Here is a 15276-nt window from a genome sequence, read left to right on the forward strand (position 1 = left end):
CTCAGCCTGGATCCACCGCTGACGATAGGAGCGCATTCCGGGAGCGGCCTTTGGCGCGCCGGTGACCTGCGCGGATGCTCTTTCCGGCGCCCTTTCGGGGTTGCATCTGCGGGATGCAGGTCCGGTGTGCGCCTCTCGCGAGCGTTGTCGCAGGTCGGCGGCGCGTCCCGAGCCTCAGGCGCCCCCACTACACAAGATCAACGGTGGATCCGGGCTCAGCGGACGACGGCCCGCTGACCACGCTGGGCTCGTGCTCGGCGTCGGCCATCACCTTCTCCGCGGGCGCCGCCACGGCGGCCCTCTACGGTCGCCTGCTCGCCCCGCCCCCGCCGGCCCACGGCGGCTGAGCGACCCGCGAACGTCGCGGCTGCGACCCGTGTGACAGGTGTGGTCGCACGTGCCGGGTGCGCCGCCGTGTCGACACGTTGACGTGACGCAACGTGTTTGTGCACGTACTCTCCATGAAGCCCGCGGTTCGTGCGGGTGCCATCCCCCGAGCAGGAAGACCGCTGAGTGTCCCGATCGTCCCGCGCGGACCGCACAGCCGGCGGCGACGGCGCCCCGCAGGGCGCCGTCCTGGTCGTGGGCGGTGGCTTCTACGGCTGCTCGTTGGCGACGCACCTGGCCCGCCGGGGCGCGCGGGTCACCGTGCTGGAGGCCCGGGCCGAACTGCTCGGCGGGGCCAGCTACTTCAACCAGGCCCGGGTGCACGGCGGCTACCACTACCCGCGCTCGCTCCGGACGGCCGGTCGCAGCCAGGCCTCCTACGAGTCCTTCACGGCGCGCTACGCCTCCTGCGTCGTCGACGACTTCCTGTGCATCTACGCCGTGGCGCGCGGGTCACTCACCAACGCCCGCAAGTTCCGCCGCGTCTGCGACCACATCGGGGCACCGCTGATGGACGCGCCCGCCTCGGTGCGCAAACTGTTCAACCCGGCGACGATCGAGGCCTCCTGGGTGACCCGTGAGTCCGTCTTCGACGCGGTCCGGCTGCGCGAGCTCGTCCGTGAGGAGCTCGCCGACGCCGGGGTCACGGTCCGGCTGGGCACCCCGGTGTCGGGCGTGGCGGAGACCGCGGCCGGTGCCCTCGTCACCCTCGAGACCGGGGAGGTCCTCACCGGGGACCGGGTGCTGGTGTGCACCTACGGCGAGGGGATCGACACCCTGCCGCCGGGCGTCGGGTACGGCGGACTGCACTGCGAGCCGTGCGAGATGGCGCTGGTGGACCTGCCGGAGCCGCTGCGCGGGAAGGGCGTCACCGTGATGGACGGCCCCTACTTCTCGCTCATGCCGTTCCCGTCCACGCCGTTCTCCACGCTCAGCCACGTCCGGTACACACCGCACGGCTCGCACCCGACCTACGAGCAGGCGGTGACGGCGCTGCGCGCGGGGCTGACCACCCGGGCGGACTGGATGATCCGGGACGCGGCGCGCTACGTGCCCGCCCTGGCCGGCGCCGTCCACCGGGAGTCGCTGTGGGGCGTCAAGACCGTGCCGGCCCGTCGTGACGGCGACGACGCCCGGCCGATCGTCCTCCGCCGGTCCGACGGCGGCCGCGTGCTGTCCCTGCTGGGCAGCAAGATCGACAACATCGGTGACGCACTCCGAGTGGCTGAGGAGCACCTCCGTGACGCTGTTTGAGACCCACCGCGCCGCGGGGAGCGAGGTCGGGGGGCCGCGCGCCGACGTCGTCGTCCGCACGCCGGCGCCGTCGGCCCGGTCCGGCACCTTCCTCAGCGTCGTCGTGGTCGCCGACGGGGCGGCGGCCGAGATCGAGCAGGACCTCACCGCCCTGGACGCCGCCGTCGCCCGGGCGTACCCCGTGCACGAGATCGTGCTGGTCCTCTCCGGGTCCCGCAGCCGGCTGGCCTGGGCCCGCGCGCTCGCCGAGCGGCAGCCGAACCTCCAGGTGCTCGGCCTGGTGCAGCCGGTCCGGGACGAGGTCGCCTTCACCGCCGGTCTCGACGGCGCTCTCGGCGACGTCGTGGTGACCGCACGCCTCGGGGTGGACGCGCCCGAGGACGTGCTCCGCTGCGCGGGCATGGTCACCGACGAGACCGCCGTCGTCGTCGGGGTCGACCGCCGCGCCCCGGCCGGCCGCCGGCTCGCCCTGCGGCTGAGCCGGGCGCTGGCCAGCCGCAGCATGGGCGAGGAGATCGCCACCGTCAGCCTGGGGCTGCGCGGCTACAGCCGTCCGGCGCTCGACGCGTGGCTGCCCCGCCGGGACCGGGACCGGGTGCTGCGCCTGCTGCCGTCGATCTCGGGCTACCCGTGGGCCGTGCTGCCCTACGAGTCGGGGGACCGGCAGCACCCGCGGCAGGCCAGCAGCTTCCGGCAGGTGGTGCGCTCGATCTTCTACGCCAGCGGCCGCCCGCTGCGGGTCGCCGTCGGCATCGCGCTGGTGACCAGCCTGGTCAACATGCTGTACGCGCTCTACGTGGTGGCCGTCGGGCTGTTCCGGGGGGCCGTCGAGGGCTGGACGTCGATGAGCCTGCAGATGAGCTTCATGTTCTTCATGCTCAGCGTCGTCATCGCGATCATGGCCGAGTTCATGTTCCAGTCGAACGAGACGGCGAACGAGCGGCCCATCTACCGGGTCGCGTTCGAGGCCACCAGCTCGGTGCTGGCGGCACGGGACACGCTCAACGTCGACGCCGAGGCCACCGCGGTGCAGGGCGCCGCCGAGCAGACGGGGGTCCGGCAGTGACCCGCCCCGCCCGTCGGGCGCTGGTCGGCTGGAGCGGCTTCGTCGGGGGCTCCCTCGATGCGCGGATCGCCCCGGTCGCCCGGTTCCGCAGCACCGACGTCGACCGGCTGCCCGCCGCCGACGTCGACGAGGTCGTCTGCGCCGGCGCCCCCGCGGAGAAGTGGCGCGCCAACGCCGAGCCGGAGGCCGACCTCGCCGGGATCCGCCGGCTGATCGCCGCCCTCGACGGCAGCCGTGCGACGTCCTGCGTCCTGGTGTCGACGGTCGACGTCTTCGCCGACTCCCGCGGCGTGGACGAGACGACCCCGGCCGACACCACGCAGGAGCAGGCCTACGGCCGGCACCGGGCGCTGCTGGAGGAGTTCGTCCGCGAGCGGTTCGACGACGTGCTGGTCGTCCGGCTGCCCGGCATGTACGGCCCCGGGCTGAAGAAGAACCTGGTGTACGACCTGGTCCACCAGCCCGAGGCGCGGTTCGCCCACGAGGACTCCAGCTTCCAGTTCTACGACGTGCGCGACCTCTGGGGGCACGTGCTGCTCGCCCGCGACGCCGGGCTGTCCGTGGTGAACCTCGCGACCGAACCGGTCACCTCGGCCCAGGTCGCCCACGAGTGCTTCGGGGTGGACTACCGCTGCGACGACCGGCCCCGGGTCGCCTACGACCTGCACACCGCCCACGCCGCCGCGCTCGCCGGACGCGAGGGCCGGTACCTGCGCTCCGCGGACGAGGTGCTGACCGGCATCCGCACCTGGGGCGCCCGGCTGCCGGCGGCCCGGGCATGAGGCTGGCCTTCTCCAACCTCGCCTGGCCGGCCGACCTCGACGCGGCGGTGCTGCCCGAGCTCGCCGAGCGGGGCTTCGGCTGCCTCGAGGTGGCGCCCACCCGGCTGTGGACCGAGCCGCTGGCCCAGGACGCCGACGAGGTGGCCGCGGCCCGCGCGGCGGTCGAGGCGGCCGGATTGCGGATCGTCGCCCTGCAGTCGCTGCTCTTCGGCCGCCCGCAGTTCCAGCTGTTCGGGGACGCCGAGGCGCGTGCGGGCCTCGTCGAGCACCTCCTCGGGATGGCCCGGCTGGCCTCGGGCCTGGGCGCGACCCGCCTGGTGTTCGGCTCGCCGGGCAACCGGCGCCGCGTCGATCTGCCCGTGCCGCACGCCGACGAGATCGCCGCCGAGGTGTTCGCCGGCCTCGGGGCGCGCGCCGCGGACCTCGGCGTCTGCTTCTGCATCGAGGCCAACCCGACCGTCTACGGGTGCGACTGGCTGACCGACGCGGTCGCCTCCACCGCCTTCGTGCGCGCCGTCGACTCGCCCGGCGTCCGGCTGCACCTGGACACCGCCTGCATGGCGCTGGCCGGGGACGACGCCGCCGAGCGGGTCCGCGCCGGGGCCGACGTGCTGGCGCACGTGCACGCCAGCGCCCCGCAGCTGGGCCCGGTCGGGCCCGACGGCCCGGTCGACCACGAGGCGGTCGCGGGCGCCCTGCGGGCCGCGGACTACGACGGGCACGTCTCCGTCGAGATGCTGCCGCCGAGCGAGGACGACCTGACCGGCGCCGTCCGGCGCACCGCCGAGTTCGTGAGGAAGACCTACTCGTGACCAGCGACCTGCAGGCCACCCCCGACACCACCGGCTGGGCGGTGCCCCGCGGCGACGTGCACGTCCTGCGCCCGCGCGCCAGCCGCCACTGCGTCGTGATCCCGGTGATCAACGAGGGCGAGCGCGTCCTGGGCCAGCTGCGCCGGCTGCGCGACCTCGGGCTGGACCTCGACGTGGTCGTCGCCGACGGCGGCAGCACCGACGGCTCGAACGACCCGGAGCTGCTGCGCGACCTCGGCGTCCGGGCGGTCCTGGTGAAGCGCGACAGCGGGAAGCTCAGCGCCCAGCTGCGGATGGGCTTCGCCTACGCGCTCACCGAGGGGTACGAGGGCGTCATCACCGTCGACGGCAACGGCAAGGACGACGTCTCGGCGCTGCCCCGGTTCGTCGCCGCGCTCGACGCGGGCGCCGGGTTCGTCCAGGGGTCCCGGTACGTCCCCGGCGGCAGGTCGGTCAACACCCCGCGCGACCGGCACCTGGCCATCAAGCTCTTCCACGCCCCGGTGACGTCGCTGGCCGCCCGGACGCGGTACACCGACACGACGAACGGGTTCCGCGGCCACTCTCGGGCGCTGCTGCTGGACCCGCGGGTCGCGCCGATGCGGGAGGTGTTCGACACCTACGAGCTGCTGGCCTACCTGCCGATCCGGGCCGCACGGCTGGGCTACCGGTGCACCGAGGTCCCGGTCACCCGCGCCTACCCGGACGCCGGCGACGTCCCCACGAAGATCCACGGCCGGCGCGCGCAGTTCGCGCTGGTGGAGATCCTGCTGCGGGCCGCGCTCGGGCGGTACGACGCACCGGGGCCGCAGGGGTGAGCCGCGAGCGGGTCGCCGTCTTCCTGCGCTTCGTGCTGGTCAACGTCCTCAACACGGGCCTCTACTGGGGGCTCTACCTGCTCCTGCTGCTGGTCACCCCCTACCTGGTGGCCAACACCCTGGCGCTGGTCGTCGCGGTGCTGGTGGCCTACCTGGCCAACGCCCGCTACGCCTTCGGTGTCGCGCCGTCACGCGGTCGGCTGCTGCGGTACCTGGGCGCCAACGGGACGACGATCCTCCTGCGGACGGCGGTGGTCTGGGTGCTCGTCGCGCTGCTGTCCCTCGACGAGCAGCTCGCCCCGCCGGTGGCGGTCGCCGTCACGATGCCCGCGGCCTTCCTGCTCACCGGGTGGGCCATGGCAGAGCGGCTGAACCGTCGGCCCGCCCCTGCCGCGGCGGCACCGGCGGCAGCACCGCGCGCACCACGCCAACCGTCTACCGATGATCAGCTGAGCTCACGGTCGTGGGTCCTGGCTCAGCGCCGGTGGTGAGCCAGGACCCACGACGATCAGCTCAGCTGATCACCGGCCGGGCCCCTCAGACCACCGGGTCGTCGAGCAGGTGCAGCAGGTAGTCGCCGTAGCCGCTCTTGCCCAGCGGCTCGGCGGCGCGGCGCAGGCCGTCGTCGTCGAGCCAGCCCTGCCGCCAGGCGACCTCCTCGATGCAGCCGATCTTGAGCCCCTGCCGCTCCTCGACCACCGACACGAACTCGGTGGCCTGCCGCAGCGAGGCGAAGGTCCCGGTGTCCAGCCACGCCGTGCCGCGGTCCAGAACGGTGACGGTGAGCCGTCCCTGGCGCAGGTAGTGCTCGTTCACCGCGGTGATCTCCAGTTCACCGCGGCCGCTGGGCCGGATGCCCCGCGCCACGTCGACCACCGACGACTCGTAGAAGTACAGCCCCGGAACGGCGTAGGAGCTCTTCGGTGCCACCGGCTTCTCCTCGATGGACAGCACCCGGCGGTCGCCGTCGAACTCGACGACGCCGTACTCCTCCGGGTTGGCCACGTGGTAGGCGAAGACGTGCCCGCCGTCGGGGTCGGGCAGCCGGCCCAGGGCGGTGCCCAGGCCCGCGCCGTAGAAGATGTTGTCGCCCAGCACCAGGGCCACCGACTGGTCCCCGACGAACTCCGCGCCGATGAGGAAGGCCTGCGCCAGCCCCTCGGGCCGCGGCTGGACGGCGTACTCGATGCGCATCCCCAGCCGGGTGCCGTCGCCCAGCAGCGCGCGGAACGCCTCCTGGTCGCCGGGAGTGGTGATCACCAGCACCTCGCGGACGCCGGCCATCATCAGCGTCGAGAGCGGGTAGTAGACCATCGGCTTGTCGTACACCGGCATCAGCTGCTTGCTGACCGCCTGGGTGATCGGGAACAGGCGGCTGCCGGTCCCCCCGGCCAGGATGATGCCCCGCATGTCCGGCGACGCTACCGGCGGAGCCGAGCTCAGGACGCGGGCGACCCGAGCCACAACCTCCCGACGAGTGAGCTGCCGCCGGGGGTGCCCACCGGCTCCCATCGGGTGGTCCAGCCCTCGGCGTGCAGCTGCACGACGGCCGCACCGACCAGCGCCCCGAGGTTGAGCGCGGCGGTCGTGGTGGCCCGCTCCGGCAGGTGCACGTCGACCACGCCGTCGCCCTCGCCGCCGTAGCGGAGGACGACCGGGAACTCCGGCAGGGCCGCGGTCGCCACCCGGAAGGCGGCGGCGACGGCGTCCAGCTCGCCGTCGCGGGGGACCAGGTCCGCGCCGGGCACGCGGGTCGCCACCAGGTCGCGGCTGCCGTAGGGGAACAGGTCGCCGGGACCGAGGCGGACCAACGGCCGGGTGCCGGCGTCGTCCTCCGGTGGGTCGAACGGCAGCCCGCGGACGACGGCCACCGGGATGCCGGCCAGCTTGCCCTTCACCAGGTCCGCAGCGGCCGCCAGCTCGTCGACCAGGGCGACCTGGGTGGTCTCCAGCCGGTTGCCGTGGGCGTCGACCGCGCCGCGGAGGTCGACCAGCGCGGGGATGCCCGCCGAGCCGACGGCGACGTCGGTCAGCCCGTCCCGCCAGGTGCGGCCGAAGGTGTCACTGACGATGACCGCGACCTCGACGCCGAGCAGCTCGCGCAGCCGGTCGCGCAGGGCCCGGGCCGACGCGTCGGCGTCCTCCGGCAGCAGCACGAGCGCGTCGCCGGACACGTTGGAGGCGTCGATCCCGGCCGCCGCGACCACCCAGCCCTGCGGCGTCTCGACGATCTTCAGCGGCCCGCGCCGGGCGACCACGCGCACCGTCTCCGCGTCGATCGCCCGCTGGCGCGCGGCCTCCCGGTCCTCGCCGGGCGCGACGGGCACCAGCCGGCCCTCGACCTTGGACACCACCTTGGACGTGACGACGACGACGTCGCGGTCGGCCAGCCAGGGCATGGCGCCGGCGATCGCGGCGCCGAGGTCGTCGCCGGGGGAGAACTCCGGCAGCCCGCGGACCGGGAGGACCTGGAGGCCGCTGGGTGGCGGGGGGCAGGGGGCTGCCCCGTCCCGGGTCCCGCCCTGAGCCTGCGAAGGGTGGGGAGGACGGGGTCCTTGCTCAGACACCAGCGGCGTCCAGCGCGGCCCGCGCCATCGCGGCGGTCGCCTCGGGGGAGGACATGAGCAGCGGAACGGCGCGGACATCGACAGCGGGGACGTCGGCCGAGTCGCCGGTGTGCACCAGCCAGCCGTCGAGCAGCCCGCCGGCGGAGCGAGCGCCGTAGTGCCGCCCGACCCCCTCGGCGCTGACCGCCACGCCCAGGACCGGCAGGCAGCGGTCGGCCATCCCGCGCACCACGGCGCCCGAGACGATCGGGGAGACGCCCACGACCCGGCCCGGGGTCGCCAGCAGCGCCTGCCGCAGCCCGGGGACGCCCAGGATCGTGCCGACGGAGACCACCGGGTTCGACGGCGCCAGCAGCACCGCGTCCGCGCCGGCGAACGCCTCCGCCACTCCCGGGGCCGGGCGGGCGGCGTCCACGCCGACCTGCACGAAGGCGCGGGCCTCGGGCTCGGCGCGGTGCCGCACCCACCACTCCTGGAAGTGCACCGCCTGCTGCCGCCCGGTCTCCGGGTCGGCGACCACCACGTGGGTCTCCACCCGCTGGTCGCTCATCGGCAGCAGCTCCACGCCGGGCTGCCAGCGGTCGGCGAGCGCCGCGGTCACCTGGGACAGCGGATAGCCGGCGTCGAGCATCCGGGTGCGCACCAGGTGGGTGGCCAGGTCGCGGTCGCCCAGGCCGAACCAGGTCGGCTCGGCCCCGTAGGCGGCGAGCTCCTCCTTGACCGTCCAGCTCTCGCCGGCCCGGCCCCACCCGCGCTCGGGATCGATGCCGCCGCCGAGGGTGTACATGACGGTGTCGAGGTCCGGGCAGATGCGCAGCCCGTGCATCGTCACGTCGTCTCCGGTGTTGACCACGGCGGTGAGCCGGGCACCGGGCGCGGCAGCGCGGAGTCCGGCCAGGAACCGGGCCCCGCCGACCCCACCCGCGAGGACGACGATGTGCACGAAAGTCATCGTGCCCGATGGGCAGTTGTCCACTGTTCGCCGGGCGTGTCGAGGTGTGCAGCGAGAAGTGACGAACGCCCTGTGGCCGCCGGGGCTGGTGTGACGTGACGCTTACACCGGGCGGAGTTGACGCCCCCACAACGACACGCGTGTAATTCCGGCGGTGTCAACGAGTGCCGAGCGGCCCGGGAACGTCCCGTGGAACGCACATCGGGACGGCAGCGAGAGGGGACGCATCGTCATGGCAGAGGTCTCGTGGTTGAGCGACTACGTCAGCGCGTCGGAGCGGGACGCCGACCGCGGCCCGGCGGGCCACGAGCGGGGCTTCGCGGGCCTGTGGAGCATGGGCCTGGAGGCCGAGGTCCAGTCCTGGCAGGAGCGCGCGCTGTGCGCCGAGACCGACCCCGAGGCGTTCTTCCCGGAGAAGGGCGGCTCCACCCGCGAGGCCAAGAAGATCTGCACCGGCTGCGAGGTCAAGGCCGAGTGCCTCGAGTACGCGCTGGCCAACGACGAGCGCTTCGGCATCTGGGGCGGGCTCTCCGAGCGTGAGCGCCGCCGGCTGCGCCGCCGCGCCGTCTGAGAGACGTCCCCGTCCGCTCCGCCCGACGCTCGAGTGGCCTCGTCCCGGGCCCGGCCCCCTGCAGGGTCCCGCCGCGAGCTTGCGAGCGGTGGGGCAGGGGGTCCTCTCCTGACACCAGCTCCGAGCTGTCCCCACAGCCGCCGACGGACCCCGTCGGCGGCTGTGGTGTTGTTCGGGGCGTGTCGACCTCGGGTGTGCGCGTCGTGACCGGCCGGGCCGGCGTGGTGCGGGAGCTCTGCGCGGCCGGCCCGCTGCTCGCGGCGCTGCACGCCCCGGTGACCGCCCGCGCTCCCTGGCTGACCGCCGCGCTGGCCCTCGACGCCGCCCGCGTCGCCGGGCCCCGGCCGGTCGCCGTCGTGGTCGACCCGCCCGGCGGCACGCACACCCCGCAGGCGCTCGCGACCCTGGTCCTGCGCGGCAGCCTCCGGCTGACCGCCACGCTGCTCGGCGACGGCCTGCCGGTGCCCGCCGGCGCGGCCCCGGCCCGCCTGCCGGCCCGCGACGACGCCGCCGCCCAGCGGCTGGCCGCCGGCGTGCTGGACCTGCTCGACCGGGTGCGCCGGCCCTGGACGCTGCGGCTGGCCGGCCTGCCCCTCGGCGACCCCACGTTGCGCGCGATCGGCCGGCTCCGACCCGAAGCGGCGTTCGCCAGCGCCCGCACCGCCCGCCTCGTCGACACCCTCGACGAGGCCGGTCCGGTGCACCGCACCCGGGACCCCGCCGAGGTCGAGCGCCGGCTGCCCGCGCTGCTCGCCGCCGAGCCCGACCGCCGGGTCCGCACCGCGCTGCGGGTGGCCACCCGGCTGCACGCCGCGATCGGGGAGGTGGAGCTCGCCACGGTGGCCGACGGCGACCGGCTGCGAGCCGGCCTGCTGACCCTCGTCGACGGCACCGACCGGCGGCCGTGGTGGAGCACCCCGGACTCCGGCCTGCGCACCGAGATGGGCGCGCCGCTGGTCTCGCTGACCCTGCGCGGCGGCGGGCCCATGGCGCTGCTGCGCCGGCCGTGACGAGGAAGGACGGGGTCCGCTCTCAGCCGGCGTACCGGACGACGTTCAGCCCCGGCTCGTCGACGCTGCCGGCGCGGTCGGTGCCGAGGAACAACGTGCCCTCGGCGGCCGCCGCGCCGTTCCGGACCGGCCCGGCGGGGGAGACGGTGACCGTCAGGTCGTACCCCCGCCCCGTGTAGGCCGGGGCGGTGCCGATCGGCCGCGTGTAGGTGGGGAAGCGACCGGTCAGCCGGAGGTCGCGGCCGTCCCTCGTCACGGTGAGGGCGGGGGAGGGCAGGTCGGCGTGCTCGGTCCGCGACCGCACGCAGCCCGCGGCGGCGGGGTCGGCAGGCGGCTCGAGGGCCAGGCAGTTCCAGGTCGGCAGCCGCAGGTGCGCCAGCGCCGTCCCGCCGTCCCCGGCCGCGGTCACGCTCACCGACGGGTAGGCCACCGTCGTCCCCACGGCGTGCCGCTCGACGACGATGCCGCCGAACGCCAGCCGTGCCACCACGCCGTCCTCGCCGGGCGGCACCGACCGGGCGGCGAGCACCCCCGCGCCGCCCTCGCCCGGCAGCGGGTCCACCGGCACGGCGGGCAGCGCCGGGGACGAAGCCGGGCTCGTGCCCGCCCGCGGGGACGGCGCTCCCGTGCCGGGAGCGGGGGTCCCCGGCGGATCGCCACCGTCGCGGGTCGCCACCGCCACGCCGGCCAGCGCGGCCACGAGCACCAGCCCCGCGGCCGCCATGCCGGCCAGCACGCGGCGGCTGCCGTCCCGCGTGCCGGCAGGCTCCTCGACGGCGTCCGCCACGGGCGCGGTGGCCGGCGCGGGGAGGGCGCCGGGCGTGCCGGGCGGTCTCTCCAGGAAGCCCGGGAGGTCGTCGTCCGGCCAGCGCGACGCCGGCCGTGCGGCCGCCGCCGGGTCCCGCCCGGTCCGGGGAGGAGCCGGGCTCCGCGGCCGGGTGAGCGCCAGCGCGGCCAGGCCGGCCAGCGCCAGCAGCGCCAGGACCAGCACGACCCAGGGGACGGCGGCCGGCGCGGAGGAGTCCATCGCGACAGAGCATCGCAGCCGCCAGCGGCTCCCTCGCCGACCCCGTCTCGGGCCTCGCCGGCCCCCTGCAGGGTCCCGCCGCGAGCTCGCGAGTGGTGGGGGGGCAGGGGGTCCTTACCCGGTGGGGTCGATCTCCTCCGGGTCGCGCCCCAGCAGGACGGCGACCTGGTCGACGACGACGTCGCGGACCAGGTCGGCGAGGTCGTCGCGGTCGTGCGCGCGCAGCTCCAGCGGCCGGCGGTAGACGACGATCCGCGGCGGCACCTCCCTGGTGCCGTCGCGGTGCGCGGGCAGCACGCGGGCCAGCGGCACGCTGCCGTCGTCGAGCACGTCGGCGTCGAGCACCACCTCGTCGGGGCTGGTGTGCTCCACCCAGGGCACGTCCTCGACGGCGAACTCGACGCCGGCGAGCTCCTTCTCCCACCGCCGCTCGAGGTCCTCGACCGCGTCGAGGACCAGGTCGTCGAACTGCGCGGCGCGGCTGCGGGCCAGCGGGACGCCGTCGGGCACCAGGCGGCCGCGCAGCCCCCTGCCGTGCCGGTCGCGGCGGGATCGGGCGGGTCGGCTCATGACGGGTGCGAGCGTACGGCCGGGTGGATCGGGGGCGCGCCCGGTGCGGGGTCGGGCACGGGCCGCAGCGGGCGCGCGACGGGGTGCACGGGGCCGTCGTGCAGGATGGGACTGCTGCTCCTCCAGGGCGCCGAAACCCGGTGCGCCTGATGCCAACCACCCGGGTACGCGTCTACTGTGCGGTCCGTGAGGAACCGGTGGTGAGGCAGTCACGTCGCTGCTCGCGCAGCGGCTGCGCGCAACCGGCGGCAGCGACCTTGACCTACGTGTACGCGGAGTCGACTGCAGTCGTCGGCCCGTTGGCGACGTTCTCGGAGCCGCACAGCTACGACCTCTGCGAGTTCCACGCCGAGCGGCTCACCGTGCCACGCGGCTGGGAGGTCGTCCGGCACGAGATCGACGTCGAGGACTCCGGTCCGACCGGGGACGACCTGCTGGCCCTGGCCGACGCCGTCCGCGAGGCCGCCCGGCCCGAGCCCCCGCGCAATCCCGCCGACGACGGCAGCGGCACCCGCCGCGGCCACCTGCGGGTCCTCCCCGACATCACCTGAAAGAGGTTCCCCGGCTCCCGTTAGGGTCGGGCGGCGCCGTCGACCGGGGAGTCGGCGGCCGGCTCCGGCGAAGGTGGCAGGGTGGACGGTCTCTCTTCGATCATCAAGGCCTACGACGTCCGCGGCGTCGTCCCCGACCAATGGGACGAGGGGGTCGCCCGCCGGATCGGCGCGGCGTTCGCCGAGCTCGTGTGGCAGGAGAGCCGCGCCACCGCGGTGGTGACCGCGCACGACATGCGCGACTCCTCGGTTCCCCTGTCGCGGGCCTTCGCCGAGGGCGTCCTGTCCCGGGGCGTCGACGTCGTCGAGGCCGGCCTCGGGTCCACCGATCTGCTGTACTTCGCCTCCGGCTCGCTCGGCGTCCCCGGCGCGATGTTCACCGCCAGCCACAACCCCGCGCAGTACAACGGCATCAAGCTCTGCCGCGCCGGCGCCACCCCGGTCGGGCAGGACTCGGGTCTGGCCACCCTCCGGGAGTGGGCCGAGCGCGACTCCTACGACCGGGCTCCCGGGCGGACCGCGTCGATCGAGCAGCGTGACCTGCTCGCCGAGTACGCCGCGCACCTGCGCTCGCTGGTCGACCTCTCGACCATCCGGCCGCTGCGGGTCGTCGTCGACGCCGGCAACGGCATGGGCGGGCACACCGTCCCGGTGGTGCTCGCCGGCCTCCCGGTGGAGGTGCTGCCGCTGTACTTCGAGCTCGACGGCTCCTTCCCCAACCACGAGGCCAACCCGCTGGACCCGGCCAACCTGGTCGACCTGCAGGCCGAGGTGCGCCGCACCGGCGCCGACATCGGGCTGGCCTTCGACGGCGACGCCGACCGGGTCTTCGTCGTCGACGAGCGCGGCGAGGCGGTCAGCCCCTCGGCGATCACCGCGCTGGTCGCCGTCCGGGAGCTGGCCAAGGGCCGGGGGACGACGGTCATCCACAACCTGATCACCTCCCGCGCCGTGCCCGAGATCGTCCGCGAGCACGGCGGCGAGCCGGTGCGCACCCGCGTGGGGCACTCCTTCATCAAGGCCGAGATGGCCCGCACCGACGCCGTCTTCGGCGGGGAGCACTCCGCGCACTACTACTTCCGCGACTTCTGGCGGGCCGACACGGGCATGCTCGCCGCCATGCACGTGCTCGCGGCGTTGGGGGAGCAGAGCCGGCCGCTGTCGGAGCTGACCGCCGGCTACACCCGCTACGCCGCCTCCGGGGAGATCAACTCGACCGTCGCCGACGCCGCCGGCCGCACGCGGGCGGTGCGGGAGGCGTTCGAGGAGCAGGACGGCGTCACCGTCGACGAGCTCGACGGGCTGACCGTCGACCTGCCGGACGGCTCGTGGTTCAACCTGCGGGCCAGCAACACCGAACCGCTGCTGCGGCTCAACGTCGAGGCGCCGGACCGGGCGCGGATGACCGAACTGCGGGATCGAGTGCTGGAGATGGTGCGCGCATGACGACGAGTCCTCCTCCCGACCCCACCGGCTCGCTGGGGTTGGACCCCGCGCTGCTGGAGATCCTCGCCTGCCCGGACACCCACCACAGCCCGCTGGCCGTGGACGAGGTGGCGAGCGAGCTGGTCTGCACCACCTGCGACCGGGCGTTCCCGGTGCGCGACGGCATCCCCGTGCTGCTGCTGGACGAGGCGCGGCAGCGGGGCACGGGGGCGGCATGACGTCGCCGGAGCTGGCCGAGGAGGTCCTCGACGACCTCGACGTGCTGCGCGCCCGGGACCCGCGCGGCCTGCTGCCGGCGGTGGCCGGCGCCGGTGCGCAGGTCCGGGAGACCATGCGGCTGACCGAGGAGGCCGGCCTCGAGCGCATCACCGCCGGTGGCCGCCCGCGCGGGCTGGTCATCGTGGCCCGCCGCGAGGGGGCCGTGGCCGCGCAGGTGCTGCGGGCGCTGCTCGGCCCGGCCAGCCCGGTCACCGTGGACGTCGTCCCCGGGCCCGACCTGCCGGTGTGGACCGGTCCCAGCGACATCGCCGTCGTCGCCACCCGCACCGGCGCCGGCCGCTACGCCGTCACCCCGGCCTACGAGGCGGCCCGTCGCGGCGTGACGCTGCTGGGCATCGGCGCGGAGGACGCTCCGCTGCGCGCGGCCTGCTCCACCGCCCGCGCGCCCTACGTCCCGCTGCCGCGCTCGCGGGTGCGGCACACGACGCTCTGGTCGCTGCTCACGCCGATGGTGCGGCTGGCCGTCGGCCTGGACCTGGTGTCGGAGGGCGCGGCCGACCTGGAGGCGGTCGCCGCGGCGCTCGACGAGGTCGCCGCGGAGTGCGGGCCGGCCCGGGAGTCCTTCGTCAACCCGGCCAAGACGCTGGCCCTGGAGCTGCTCGACGCGCTGCCGGTGATCGCCGCCGAGGGGCCGCTGGCCGGCACCGCCGCCACCCGGATCGCCGACCAGCTCGCCACGCTGGCCGGGCTGCCGGTCACCACGTTCCGGATGCCCGACCAGCGGGTCGCCGCCTGCGCGGTGCTGCGCGGCCCGCTGGCGCCCGAGAGCGGCGAGAACGACTTCTTCCGCGACCGGGCCGAGGACACCGGCCGCCGGCTGCGGCTGCTCACGGTCCGCGACGCCGACGCCGGCGAGCACGACGGCGCGGGCGAGCGCGAGCCCCGGTCGGCCCGCGAGGCGCTGTCCGAGGCGTTGCGCAGCGCCTCGGTGGCCAACGTCCCGGTGAGTGGACTGGCCGAGCACGGGGAGCCGGAGCGCTACGGGCGGCTGCCCCGCCTGGCCCGGCAGCTGGCGGTGGCCGACTTCACCGCGGTCTACCTGGCCCTGGCCCTGGACGCCGAGAGGTCCGCCTCCGCGTGAGCGGCGGCACCTCCCCGGCCGCCGCCACGCGCCTGACCGGGCACTCGGCCGGGACGCCGCGCGAGGTGGCCGACCTCGCGCGGACGGCGGGCTGACCCGATCG

At 75.5% G+C, this 15276-nt stretch carries 18 protein-coding genes; 13 read left to right on the forward strand and 5 right to left on the reverse strand.

Translation table 11 applies throughout. From position 1 onward, the window contains the following. Positions 1 to 203 precede the first annotated feature (203 nt). From BUB17_RS26800 to BUB17_RS10720, 7 genes are all read left to right on the forward strand, one after another. Positions 204 to 347: a hypothetical protein gene (locus BUB17_RS26800; protein ID WP_175561332.1), complete on the forward strand. Its 144-nt coding sequence runs from the start codon at positions 204 to 206 to the stop codon at positions 345 to 347. A 166-nt stretch (positions 348 to 513) separates the two neighbouring features. Further along, positions 514 to 1641, forward strand: coding sequence for an FAD-dependent oxidoreductase (locus tag BUB17_RS10695; protein WP_083606252.1), 1128 nt, complete (start codon positions 514 to 516; stop codon positions 1639 to 1641). Continuing rightward, on the forward strand, positions 1628 to 2707 hold the full coding sequence (locus tag BUB17_RS10700) for a glycosyltransferase family protein (RefSeq protein WP_072917833.1): 1080 nt from the start codon (positions 1628 to 1630) through the stop codon (positions 2705 to 2707). Before BUB17_RS10695 ends, BUB17_RS10700 begins: the two co-directional genes overlap by 14 nt. After that, complete coding sequence (locus BUB17_RS10705) at positions 2704 to 3489, forward strand: NAD-dependent epimerase/dehydratase family protein (protein ID WP_072917834.1); 786 nt, start codon at positions 2704 to 2706, stop codon at positions 3487 to 3489. The genes BUB17_RS10700 and BUB17_RS10705 overlap by 4 nt, the downstream gene beginning before the upstream one ends. Beyond that, complete coding sequence (locus BUB17_RS10710; protein WP_072917838.1) at positions 3486 to 4301, forward strand: sugar phosphate isomerase/epimerase family protein; 816 nt, start codon at positions 3486 to 3488, stop codon at positions 4299 to 4301. Before BUB17_RS10705 ends, BUB17_RS10710 begins: the two co-directional genes overlap by 4 nt. Then, positions 4298 to 5119 (forward strand): glycosyltransferase family 2 protein, encoded by an 822-nt coding sequence (locus tag BUB17_RS10715; RefSeq protein WP_072917840.1) that lies wholly within the window; start codon positions 4298 to 4300, stop codon positions 5117 to 5119. The genes BUB17_RS10710 and BUB17_RS10715 overlap by 4 nt, the downstream gene beginning before the upstream one ends. Beyond that, on the forward strand, positions 5116 to 5610 hold the full coding sequence (locus BUB17_RS10720; protein WP_072917843.1) for a GtrA family protein: 495 nt from the start codon (positions 5116 to 5118) through the stop codon (positions 5608 to 5610). Before BUB17_RS10715 ends, BUB17_RS10720 begins: the two co-directional genes overlap by 4 nt. 46 nt (positions 5611 to 5656) lie before the next feature. Here the strand turns inward: BUB17_RS10720 and rfbA are convergent, their stop codons facing one another. Genes rfbA through cofD form a run of 3 tightly spaced genes read right to left on the reverse strand, consistent with a single transcriptional unit; the run spans position 5657 to position 8629 of the window. Next, positions 5657 to 6529 carry a glucose-1-phosphate thymidylyltransferase RfbA gene (rfbA, locus tag BUB17_RS10725; RefSeq protein ID WP_072918066.1) on the reverse strand — a complete coding sequence of 291 codons (873 nt, stop codon included), beginning with the start codon at positions 6527 to 6529 and terminating at the stop codon, positions 5657 to 5659. A gap of 29 nt (positions 6530 to 6558) precedes the next feature. Continuing rightward, on the reverse strand, positions 6559 to 7764 hold the full coding sequence (locus tag BUB17_RS10730; protein ID WP_072917846.1) for a coenzyme F420-0:L-glutamate ligase: 1206 nt from the start codon (positions 7762 to 7764) through the stop codon (positions 6559 to 6561). Beyond that, the gene (gene cofD, locus BUB17_RS10735) at positions 7679 to 8629 is read right to left on the reverse strand and encodes a 2-phospho-L-lactate transferase (RefSeq protein WP_072917848.1); all 951 of its coding nucleotides are present in this window, start codon (positions 8627 to 8629) and stop codon (positions 7679 to 7681) included. The genes BUB17_RS10730 and cofD overlap by 86 nt, the downstream gene beginning before the upstream one ends. A gap of 343 nt (positions 8630 to 8972) precedes the next feature. On the opposite strand from cofD, the gene BUB17_RS10740 reads away from it, so the two are divergent. Together BUB17_RS10740 and BUB17_RS10745 are read left to right on the forward strand one after the other, a co-directional pair. After that, on the forward strand, positions 8973 to 9209 hold the full coding sequence (locus BUB17_RS10740) for a WhiB family transcriptional regulator (protein WP_170856690.1): 237 nt from the start codon (positions 8973 to 8975) through the stop codon (positions 9207 to 9209). A gap of 179 nt (positions 9210 to 9388) precedes the next feature. Next, positions 9389 to 10219: a hypothetical protein gene (locus BUB17_RS10745; protein WP_244277136.1), complete on the forward strand. Its 831-nt coding sequence runs from the start codon at positions 9389 to 9391 to the stop codon at positions 10217 to 10219. A gap of 22 nt (positions 10220 to 10241) precedes the next feature. Here BUB17_RS10745 and BUB17_RS10750 read toward each other — a convergent pair whose 3' ends face one another. Together BUB17_RS10750 and BUB17_RS10755 are read right to left on the reverse strand one after the other, a co-directional pair. Next, on the reverse strand, positions 10242 to 11246 hold the full coding sequence (locus tag BUB17_RS10750) for a hypothetical protein (protein ID WP_072917853.1): 1005 nt from the start codon (positions 11244 to 11246) through the stop codon (positions 10242 to 10244). Positions 11247 to 11360: 114 nt separating this feature from the next. Continuing rightward, entirely contained in the window at positions 11361 to 11816 is a 456-nt protein-coding gene (locus BUB17_RS10755; protein ID WP_012950287.1) for a metallopeptidase family protein, read from the reverse strand. 149 nt (positions 11817 to 11965) lie between these two features. Here BUB17_RS10755 and BUB17_RS10760 point away from each other — a divergent pair, with 149 nt between their 5' ends. The 4 genes from BUB17_RS10760 to BUB17_RS10775 all read left to right on the forward strand — a co-directional run bounded on the left by BUB17_RS10760 (position 11966) and on the right by BUB17_RS10775 (position 15173). Next, entirely contained in the window at positions 11966 to 12367 is a 402-nt protein-coding gene (locus BUB17_RS10760) for a DUF3499 domain-containing protein (protein WP_280173874.1), read from the forward strand. Between the two features lie 81 nt (positions 12368 to 12448). Continuing rightward, positions 12449 to 13813 (forward strand): phosphomannomutase/phosphoglucomutase, encoded by a 1365-nt coding sequence (locus tag BUB17_RS10765; protein WP_072917858.1) that lies wholly within the window; start codon positions 12449 to 12451, stop codon positions 13811 to 13813. Beyond that, the gene (locus BUB17_RS10770; RefSeq protein ID WP_072917861.1) at positions 13810 to 14031 is read left to right on the forward strand and encodes a Trm112 family protein; all 222 of its coding nucleotides are present in this window, start codon (positions 13810 to 13812) and stop codon (positions 14029 to 14031) included. The genes BUB17_RS10765 and BUB17_RS10770 overlap by 4 nt, the downstream gene beginning before the upstream one ends. Beyond that, entirely contained in the window at positions 14028 to 15173 is a 1146-nt protein-coding gene (locus BUB17_RS10775; protein WP_072917863.1) for an SIS domain-containing protein, read from the forward strand. Before BUB17_RS10770 ends, BUB17_RS10775 begins: the two co-directional genes overlap by 4 nt. Positions 15174 to 15276: the final 103 nt, after the last annotated feature.

Source organism: Geodermatophilus obscurus (assembly GCF_900143215.1).
Lineage (GTDB): Bacteria > Actinomycetota > Actinomycetes > Mycobacteriales > Geodermatophilaceae > Geodermatophilus > Geodermatophilus obscurus_A.